Genomic DNA, 963 nt, shown 5'->3' with positions numbered 1-963 from the left:
CAGCCAGCGCAGTCCCGTGATTGCGATTCATGCCGCTCATGGGTTACTCCGCTTTAACGACTTTTGAAAAGTCGGCGTGAGGGCTTTGCGTGTAGGCACACAAATGTTTGCCGGTCACTACACCAGCCCCACCTTTGCCCAATTCGATTGTTGGGGCGGTAATTTGCGCGATCATTTCAACGTCGATTTTTGCCGCACCACCAACCTTGGCAATCAAGTCTTGATCAATTTTCACCGTTGCATTTTTTTCGACGTGAATATTGGCATCGCCTTTGATTTTGATATCAAGGCGGTTTTCGGCATGGTCATAAGAAAATGTTGAGCCGTCGGGAAATTTTCGAAGCCATAAATTTTTATTGTCACTGGGTGCAGGGAATTGATCGCTATAAATTCCGGTGACCGCAATCGCTTGCGCTAGATCACCCGCAGGAGAAAATAATATAACTTGCTCACCCTCAATGGGCGGGTCCCAATCGGCAGTAGTTGCAGCACGCAAATTTAACCAGTGCAACCAGTCGGTTTCGTTGTCGCCGGTTTTTACGCGCACGCGGGGCGGTTGATATTGCACCTCGGCAACAGTGCCGAGGCGTATCAAGTTATGCAATAGTCGAAGAATTTCAGCAAGCTCTATCATGCATTCATCATGACAGGCGGGCAGTGGGGATTCAGCTTGCGAGAGCTGTAATACATGCTATTACAGCAGCGTGATTTTGAAAAAATTATTTGAGGTGATTCAACACCATGTCGGTGATGGCTTCGCGATCTTCACTGGAGAAGCCTAACAGCTTTCGCTCTGGATAGGTATATTCAACGTGATTATTTACCTTGCCGCGCAATCCGTAATGATGCTCCGCTGCAATACGGCCGGCACGCCCTAGAATATTTATAGTGGCGCTATGTGGCGTGGTAGACGTTCGCAAAAATCGCACCAGCCGCAATTTGGAAAACATCGCCCCGCGTTTA

Annotated in this window: 2 protein-coding genes; both read right to left on the bottom strand. The window is 48.5% G+C overall.

Annotated elements, in window-relative coordinates; translation table 11 throughout:
• Positions 1–43 precede the first annotated feature (43 nt).
• The gene (locus A596_RS21670) at positions 44–634 is read right to left on the bottom strand and encodes a phage baseplate assembly protein V (protein ID WP_039918848.1); all 591 of its coding nucleotides are present in this window, start codon (positions 632–634) and stop codon (positions 44–46) included.
• Between the two features lie 85 nt (positions 635–719).
• On the bottom strand, positions 720–963 hold a 244-nt coding region (locus A596_RS23280; protein WP_039918847.1), incomplete at its 5' end, for a phage virion morphogenesis protein.

This window comes from Cellvibrio mixtus subsp. mixtus J3-8 (assembly GCF_000766945.1).
GTDB classification, from domain to species: domain Bacteria; phylum Pseudomonadota; class Gammaproteobacteria; order Pseudomonadales; family Cellvibrionaceae; genus Cellvibrio; species Cellvibrio mixtus_A.
This window is presented reverse-complemented; position numbering and strand designations above follow the sequence as displayed.